This is a genomic window from Methylobacterium mesophilicum, from assembly GCF_022179445.1.
GTDB classification, from domain to species: domain Bacteria; phylum Pseudomonadota; class Alphaproteobacteria; order Rhizobiales; family Beijerinckiaceae; genus Methylobacterium; species Methylobacterium mesophilicum.
Genome location: NZ_BPQU01000041.1, coordinates 26836 through 34491, shown reverse-complemented (window position 1 = coordinate 34491; position 7656 = coordinate 26836). Strand labels below are relative to the sequence as shown.

Below are 7656 nucleotides of genomic sequence, written 5' to 3'. Positions count from 1 at the left end.
GCCCTCGCTCTCGCCGCCGTCATCGCGTTCTGGTGCTGATCGAGTCCAGACCCTAGCGCAGCACGCCCTCGGCCAGGGCGCGCTGGATGCCGCGCACGTCGGCGCCCTTCTTCAGGGTGCGCTCGATCGGCTGCGGCGTGCCCGAGACCCAGATCTTGAGCTCGGCATCGAGATCGAAGGTGCCGGCCGTCTCCACCGAGAAGCGGACCACCGCCCGGTAGGGAATCGAGGTGAATTCGACCTTGCTGCCGGTGACGCCCTGCACGTCGATCAGGATGATCCGGCGTTCCGTGAACACGAACACGTCCCGGATGATCTTGAACGCCAGGCGCGCCGTCTCGCCGTCGATCAGGATGCCCGCGAGCCGCCGCTCGAGGGAGGCGGCGTCGACTTCGACGCCGTGTCCCAGCAATCCGTCCAGCAGACCCATGGCTCGAATGCTCGCTTCGCCTGTTCCGGGGCCGACACCATGCCGCCCGGGTCCCGCGCCGGCAACAGGCCGGCAGTCCGAACCGGTCATCCGACGCGTTGGCGTTTCGGAGGGCGGGCGCTAAAGCCCACGCCATGTTCGATGACGCAGCCGCTCGGCGCTATCTCGCGGGACTGGCCCCGGTGGCCGAGGGGTCGGTGCGCTGGCTCATCCACGACCAGGCCCGGCACTGGGTCTCGGTGGTGGACACCGCGTTGGCGTCGCTGCGGCAGGATTGCGCGCACGTCCTGAGCACCCTGCCGGAGGAGGACCCGGACGCATCCCTGGTCGATGCGATCCGCGCGTTCCTCGCCGAAGGGCCTGACCGCACCCCGCACGTCATCGCCCTCTCGTGCGCCGTCCTGATGCAGAGCATGGGCGATCCCGACGCGGTCTTCGCTCGGATCCAGTCCGGCGTCATGGCGACCCTTGTCGACGCCGAGGACGTGGTGGTCAGGCCGGTCGCCGCATGACGCGACGGCGGCGCGCGCCCCGACGCGTTGCCCCGCCCGGTTGCCGGCGTCTCGACGAGGGCCGCGTGCGCTGGGCCGGTGACGCCGCCCGCCCCGGACTCGGCCCGCGATCTCAGGCGACGACGAGGTTGAGGGTCCGGGCGGCGGGGGCGATGTCCACGCGCCGCCCCCAGTCGAAGGCGAGGAAATCCTGCTCGATCCCGTCGGCGAACACGACGCCGCCCTCGTTCATCCGCGACGTCACGGTGAGGGAATCGGCGGCGAGCTTGCCCGCGCGCAGGCCCGTCGCGGTGGCGACGCTCGGAAACGGCTCGCGCACCCAGTAGCCGACCGCCGCCTCCTCGACGCCGACATCGAGGGCGATGTGGGTCGCGTCGCTGATCGACCGGGCCCAGCCGGTCAGGCCGGTCCCGGACGCCACGATCAGGCCGCTCGACGACTGGTCCTCCGCCCGGCCGCGATCCGCGATCCGGTAGCGCGCGGATTGGTGGCTGCGGTGGCCGACGAAGATCTCGTTCAGCGCCAGCAGCCGCGCGCCGCCGTCGAGCACCGCCTGCACCATGGTGCGGCGCTCGATCCGCGCGGCTCCGGCGACGCTGGCCGGCAGCAGCGCCCCCAGCCGCTCCACCGGGGCGCGCGCCAGGATGCCGTCATAGAGGTCGGGCGCCGGATTGACGCCGACCACCGGCTGCCCGTCGAGATACTTCGCGACGTTGGCCACGAGCCCGTCCTGGCCCACCGCGACCACGACGTCCTCGGGGGCGAACAGGAAGCGGTCGAGGTCGGGGCGCCGCACCAGCGCCTGGCGCCACTCCGTCGGCACGCACGCGCGGGCCTGCGCGAGGACCGCGTGGGCCCGCGCGTGGCGGTCCTCGATCTCCGCGATCGACTGCCCGCGGCTCTCCAGGAAGAACCGGACCTGGCCGCGGGTCGCGTGCCGGATCAGCAGCAGCTCGTAATCGGTATCGCGGATCACGAAGACCACCCGGGGCGTGACCCCTGCCATGGCCCGCCCCCCTCAGCGCGTCGCGGCCGGCAGCGGCACGGCCCGGCGGAATTCGCCCAGGGCCGCCGCGAGCAGGTCGGGCGTGACGTTGAGGTGCTCGATCGTGTCGAGCTTGCCGGCGAATTCCCGTGCGGCGAGCCCGAGCAGCACGGCGGGCGGCATGTCGCGGTAGATCGCGGCGCGCTGCTGCTCGGCCTCGGCGCGGGCGCCCTCGACGAGCCGGATCCGCTCGGCCTCGGCCGCCGCCTCGAGCCCCTGGGCCTCGGCGAGGCCGGCCGCCCGGTCGCGGGCGTTCTGCGTCTCCTGCACGATCAGGAGCGTCTCGCGCCGGGCCAGCTCGGTCTTGGTCGCGAGTTCGTTCTCCGCGATGGCCCGCTCCTTCTCGACCGCGAGGGCGCGGCGGGCGAAGGTCGCCTCGTCGGCCTTCTGCTGCAGCGCCTCGTAGGTCGGCGTCTGCAGGGCGCGTTCCAGCTCGCTGGTGGGTGCGAGGTTGGTGAGCCGCACGGACACCGCCGCGACCCCGATCTCTGCGAGCGCCGGGGCCGATGCCAGGACCGCCTCGAGGATCACCCGCAGCGGCTCGGGGCCCGCATCGAGCAGGGCGCCGATCGGCGCGGCGCCGAGATACTGCAGGACCGCCTGGCCGGCGATGCCGCTGAGGCGCGCCTCGATCTGCTCGATCGGCTCGCCCTGCAGGCGGCCGGTGGCGAGGTTGATCGAGAAATCGACCCGGCGTGCCAGCAGTTCGGGATCGACGACGTGCCAGCCGACCGTCCCCTGCACCGCGACCGTCTGGAAGTCCCGGCTGCGGCCGCGCACGAACAGCGTCATCTCGCGGTCGTCGACCGGCACCTCGCTGATGCTGGCGGTCTCGGGCCTGAACCAGAAGACCAGTCCCCGGCCGCTCTGGCGGACGCGGCCGCCGCTGTAGCGGATGACGTGGCGGCTCGCCTCGCTCCTCAGCTGGGCGATCAGGCCGATGTTGCGGATCGTAGCCATGATGTCCTCCTGGCGGGTCAACGGGACGTTCGGAACCGATAGAGCTCGGCCGGGCGGAACGCCGTGCCGGCCTCGCGCATGCCGGTCGGCTCCAGCCAGCCGCGGTCGAGCATGCGGCGGCGGAAGGCGGGCTTGTTCAGCGGCGTACCCAGGATCGCCGCGTGCACGTCCTGGAGCTGCCGGAGGGTGAAGGTCTCCGGCAGGAGCGCGAAGGCGACGTCCGAATAGTCGAGCTTGCCGCGCAGCCGCAGCACGGCGAGCGCCAGGATGTCGGCATGGTCGAAGGCCAGCGCGAGCGGTTCCCCGTCCTCCGGCAGGGCCGAGACGGGGCCGCCGGCCTCGCCCTCCCAGGGCACCGCGACGGTCGCGGCCGTCAGGCCCCGTCCGCCCGCGAGCGCCTCCGCGAAGGTCCGCTCCGGCAGCAGCGCCAGGTGGGCCACGGAGACGATGCGCATGCGCGGATCGCGATCCAGGGCGCCGAAGGTGTAGAGCTGTTCGAGGCGCGCTTGCGGGATCCCGACCTTCTCCCGCAGGACCCGCCCGGCCGCCGCGTCCAGGGTCTCGGCGATGCCGACGAAACCGCCCGGCAGCGCCCAGCGGCCGGCATGGGGATGCTGCGTGCGCTCCGTCAGGAGCGCGGTCAGGCGGCCGGCGCACAGGCCCAGCAGGACCAGATCGACGGCGAGCGCCGGCCGCGCGTAGGCGGCGGGGTCGTATCCGGCGAGGAACTCGGGCTCGGTCATGGCGTCAACTATGCTCAACTTGAGCATAACTAAAACGCAGATTGCGCATAAGTCAAGGACCGAGCCGATTCAGACTGGAAGGGAGACTGCACCCAGAGTTGCCGAGCGCAGCGTGGCTTGTCCGCCTCGCTCCGGCGGCCAAGGGCGGCGGGTCGCTCTGGAGGCCGCGCCGGACGGCAGCTCCGATACGGAACGGGCGGTCATCGTCGCCACGAACGGCCACGCGATGTTCTACCCGGCGAAGGCTGTGCTCGCGCATCGGGAGACCCGCGGCGGGCAGGCCTGATCGAGCGGCTCCCCCCGTGTGCGATATCCGACACTTCGTATTGCGACCGTTGGACAGGGTATCGATGGACCAAACGCTGATCTAAAAAGCCCTGCCGGATGGCGAATACGGGATCGTATCCCCGTGTGTGACCCAGGTGAGAGGCGATGCAGGACGACGACAGGACGGATGCCGGCGGCGGCGCGAATCCTCCCGCCGGGGCAACGAACAATCCTTTGATCGCGAAGCTCGAGAGCCTCGCCAAGCTCTCGGGGGACGACAAGGACGTTCTGCAGCGGATCAGCGCGAACCCGCAGGTCGTCGAGCCCGGGACCGCCCTGATCCGGGAGGGCGACAAGCCGGACGGCGTCTACCTGATCCTCGACGGCATCGCCTGCCGCTACAAGCTCCGGGCGAGCGGCGCGCGCCAGATCATGGCCTACCTGGTTCCGGGCGATTACTGCGACCTCGACGTGGCGCTGCTGAAGGCCATGGACCATGCGATCGGCACACTCTCCACGTGTCACGTGGTGCGGATCGACCTCGACACCATCCAGGGCCTGCTCGACCGCCATCCCGGCATCACCCACGCCCTGCGGCTGGCGACCCTGGTGGACGAGGCGACCCTGCGCGAATGGCTGGTCAATATCGGCCGCCGCTCCGCGGACGAGCGCATCGCGCATCTGCTCTGCGAATTGCTGTTGCGGCTGCGCGCCGTCGGCCGCACGGCCGGCCAGGGCCAGAGCTACGCGCTTCCGATCACCCAGGATGACATGGCCGACACCATCGGGCTGGCCGCCGTACACGTCAACCGCGTCCTGACCAGCCTGCAGCGGCGCGGCCTGATCGCGTTCTCGGGGCAGCAGGTGACGATCTTGGATCTCGTGGGTCTGGAGGCGTTCGCCGAGTTCAAGCCGAACTACCTGCATCTCGGAGGGAGGGACGCGGCATGAGCCTACGCCTTCAACCCGTGCAGGTCGGCACCGGGAGCGAGGATCAGGAGAGCCAGCTCGTCTTCCACGAAGGCTTCCTCGTCGCGGTCCTGGTGCGACTCTCGGAGATGCACGAGGCCGATGCCGGCAAGTGGTTCCTCGAGGCCGGGTTCGGCATGGTGGACGATCCGTGCCCGCCGACCTTCGCCGACATCGATGCGGCGCAAGACTGGATCTGCGGGCGACTTGGTTTGCAGGTCGTCTGAATCAGCCCCTTCGAGGTGTTTGGCTGAGAGCCAGGATAGGGCGTTGAGCCGGTCTGCACGGCCCTTTTCCCGGGCGCATGCAGCGTCAGCGGAATGCGACCCGGGACCCAGCACACGACGGCGCGCAGCGTCCGTTCGATCAACCCGTGCCGCTGGCGCGGCGCTTCGTGTGCTGGGTCCCGGATCAGGTTCCGCTGCGCTTCACCTGACCGGGAAAGGGAGGCGCGTGATCTGCTCGGGTGACAGCCGAAACGGTGGCACGGAAGCAGGAGATGGGTCGCAGAAAGCGATCCTTCCTCCACGGATCCCGGGTTTCCGCTTCGCGGCCCGGGATGACGAGGCTGTTTTCAGAATGGCCTCTGCAAAGTCCAGGGCTCACCAGCCAAGCGGGACAGTCCGATGCCGACCGCCGCTGCAAACACCTTGAAAGGGCTGGTCGTCTGAATGCGATCCGCGCCGGGCGTGGTCGGGCGAGGAGCAGCTGTCGGACCTTGCCATCGAAGGGGCGGGCCGCCGCGGCCTGAATTGGCGTGCGGCGGCAACCACCACGGATGCGCTTCACCGGGAGCCAACCGGAGCCTGAACGAAAAAACATGCACTTCCGCACTAGACGACCGGTCTAATCAAGGCTATCTCAGCGTCATGGCACGCCTCAACGCACATACCGACACCCGGCAGGAGATCCTCGACACCGCCTACGGTCTGGTGGGCGCGAAGGGGTTTTCCGGGGTGGGGCTCAACGAGATCCTGGTTTCGGCCGGGGTGCCGAAGGGCTCGTTCTACCATTACTTCGGCTCGAAGGAGGCGTTCGGCGAGGCACTTCTGGCCGATTACTTCGAAAGCTACCTCGCCGCGCTGGATGCGACCCTCGCGGAGCCGGGGACCAACCATGCCGAGCGCCTGATGAACTACTGGCGCAAGTGGCAGGCGACGCAGGGGAGCGTCGATTATCAGCGCAAGTGCCTGGCGGTGAAGCTCGCCGCGGAGGTCTCGGACCTGTCCGAGGCGATGCGGCTCGCCCTCAAGGGCGGGACCGCCGGGATCATCGAGCGGCTGGCCCGGGCGATCGAGGCGGGGGCCGCGGAGGGCTCGCTGAAGGTCGCGGGCGCGCCGCACGCCACCGCCGAGGCGCTCTATCACGTCTGGCTCGGCGCGAGCCTGATGGCGAAGATCGTGCGGACCGACGCGCCGTTCGAGGCCGCGATGACGACCACGCGACAGATCCTCGGACTCGCCTGACGCGAGCCCGAGGATCGACACGGGCGGCCGAACCACGCGTGCCTGTGCCCGAATTAAAGACGACTGGTCTACTCATAGAAACGATGAAGCCTCCCCGGACCCGTGGAGGTCCGGACACCACGCAAGGAGCGCGCTCATGCCCCACGGAACGAAGATTTCGGCCCTCCCCGCCCTCGTCACCGCCGGGTTGATCAGCGCCGCCCTCCTCGGCAGCTCCGCGGCCACGGCGCAGGAGCGGATCACCCTGGAGACCATCGGCGCCGTCCGCATGGCCAGCAGCAGGCTCGACGACGGCCGCCACGTGAACCCGCAGCTTCGGCCGGTGGAGGCGGCACCGGCACAAGAGCAGCGCGCGGACGACCCGGCGAAGGCGCACTGACGCCGCCTCGGCGTCCCCGACCCATTTGAAATCCGGGCCGACCGATCGGTCGATCGGCCGCCGGACGCCCCCCTCCAACCTGGACGATCACGGAGAACGACGATGAAGATCCTGATGGTGCTGACCTCCCACGATCGGCTCGGCGACACCGGCCGCAAGACCGGCTTCTGGCTGGAAGAGCTCGCCGCGCCCTATTACGTGTTCAAGGATGCCGGCGCCGAGATCGTGCTGGCCTCGCCCCAGGGGGGACGGCCGCCGCTGGACCCCAAGAGCAGCGAGCCGGGCGCGCAGACGGACGCGACGCGCCGCTTCGAGGCGGACGCGGACGCGCTGGCGGCGCTGGAGACCACGACCCGGCTCGATGCCGTCTCCCATGAGGCGTTCGACACCGTGTTCTATCCGGGCGGCCACGGTCCGCTCTGGGACCTCGCCGAGGACCCGGCCTCGATCAAGCTGATCGAGACGACACTGGAAGCCGGCAAGCCCGTCGCCCTCGTCTGCCATGCCCCCGGCGCCCTGCGCCACGCGAAGGCCCCCGACGGGACGCCCCTCGTCCAGGGCAAGGCGGTGACCGGGTTCACGAACACCGAGGAGGAGGCCGTCGGCCTCACCCGGGTGGTGCCGTTCCTGGTCGAGGACGAACTCCGGCGCAACGGCGGCCGGTTCTCCAGGGGCGATGACTGGGCGCCGTACGTGGTGGCCGACGGGTTGCTGATCACCGGCCAGAACCCGGCCTCGTCCGAGCCCGCCGCCGCGCGTCTCCTCGCGCAGCTCGCGAACGGCTGACGACACCGCTTTCCGTCGCGGCACACCGTCCGGCCGCGCATCCGCGCGGTCGGCGACCGGCCCCGGGGCGATGCGCCCCGGCCCGGCAGAGGCCCGCGC

11 protein-coding genes are annotated in these 7656 nt (G+C 70.6%); 7 read left to right on the top strand and 4 right to left on the bottom strand.

Annotated elements, in window-relative coordinates; genetic code table 11:
• Positions 1-52: 52 nt before the first annotated feature.
• Positions 53-430, bottom strand: a complete 378-nt coding sequence (locus MFF40_RS25425; RefSeq protein ID WP_238262772.1) for a PH domain-containing protein — start codon at positions 428-430, stop codon at positions 53-55.
• 134 nt (positions 431-564) lie between these two features.
• Between MFF40_RS25425 and MFF40_RS25420 the strand changes: the two genes are divergently transcribed.
• The gene (locus MFF40_RS25420) at positions 565-942 is read left to right on the top strand and encodes a hypothetical protein (protein ID WP_238262770.1); all 378 of its coding nucleotides are present in this window, start codon (positions 565-567) and stop codon (positions 940-942) included.
• A gap of 112 nt (positions 943-1054) precedes the next feature.
• Here MFF40_RS25420 and MFF40_RS25415 read toward each other — a convergent pair whose 3' ends face one another.
• The 3 genes from MFF40_RS25415 to MFF40_RS25405 are packed head-to-tail and all read right to left on the bottom strand — an operon-like array spanning position 1055 to position 3690.
• On the bottom strand, positions 1055-1948 hold the full coding sequence (locus MFF40_RS25415; protein WP_147857808.1) for an NAD(+)/NADH kinase: 894 nt from the start codon (positions 1946-1948) through the stop codon (positions 1055-1057).
• Between the two features lie 12 nt (positions 1949-1960).
• Complete coding sequence (locus MFF40_RS25410; protein WP_238262768.1) at positions 1961-2947, bottom strand: SPFH domain-containing protein; 987 nt, start codon at positions 2945-2947, stop codon at positions 1961-1963.
• A gap of 17 nt (positions 2948-2964) precedes the next feature.
• Positions 2965-3690 (bottom strand): NUDIX hydrolase, encoded by a 726-nt coding sequence (locus MFF40_RS25405; RefSeq protein WP_238262766.1) that lies wholly within the window; start codon positions 3688-3690, stop codon positions 2965-2967.
• A gap of 112 nt (positions 3691-3802) precedes the next feature.
• Between MFF40_RS25405 and MFF40_RS25400 the strand changes: the two genes are divergently transcribed.
• The 6 genes from MFF40_RS25400 (at position 3803) to MFF40_RS25375 (ending at position 7557) form a co-directional block, all read left to right on the top strand.
• Positions 3803-3976: a hypothetical protein gene (locus MFF40_RS25400; RefSeq protein ID WP_238262764.1), complete on the top strand. Its 174-nt coding sequence runs from the start codon at positions 3803-3805 to the stop codon at positions 3974-3976.
• Positions 3977-4191: 215 nt separating this feature from the next.
• A complete protein-coding gene (locus tag MFF40_RS25395; protein WP_238262761.1) occupies positions 4192-4908 on the top strand; it encodes a Crp/Fnr family transcriptional regulator in 717 nt (238 codons plus the stop codon).
• The gene (locus MFF40_RS25390) at positions 4905-5153 is read left to right on the top strand and encodes a hypothetical protein (RefSeq protein WP_147856492.1); all 249 of its coding nucleotides are present in this window, start codon (positions 4905-4907) and stop codon (positions 5151-5153) included. Before MFF40_RS25395 ends, MFF40_RS25390 begins: the two co-directional genes overlap by 4 nt.
• A gap of 642 nt (positions 5154-5795) precedes the next feature.
• A complete protein-coding gene (locus tag MFF40_RS25385; RefSeq protein ID WP_238262759.1) occupies positions 5796-6392 on the top strand; it encodes a TetR/AcrR family transcriptional regulator in 597 nt (198 codons plus the stop codon).
• A 136-nt stretch (positions 6393-6528) separates the two neighbouring features.
• Positions 6529-6771, top strand: a complete 243-nt coding sequence (locus MFF40_RS25380; protein ID WP_147897053.1) for a hypothetical protein — start codon at positions 6529-6531, stop codon at positions 6769-6771.
• 102 nt (positions 6772-6873) lie between these two features.
• On the top strand, positions 6874-7557 hold the full coding sequence (locus MFF40_RS25375) for a type 1 glutamine amidotransferase domain-containing protein (RefSeq protein ID WP_147897052.1): 684 nt from the start codon (positions 6874-6876) through the stop codon (positions 7555-7557).
• The last annotated feature ends 99 nt before the right edge of the window (positions 7558-7656 follow it).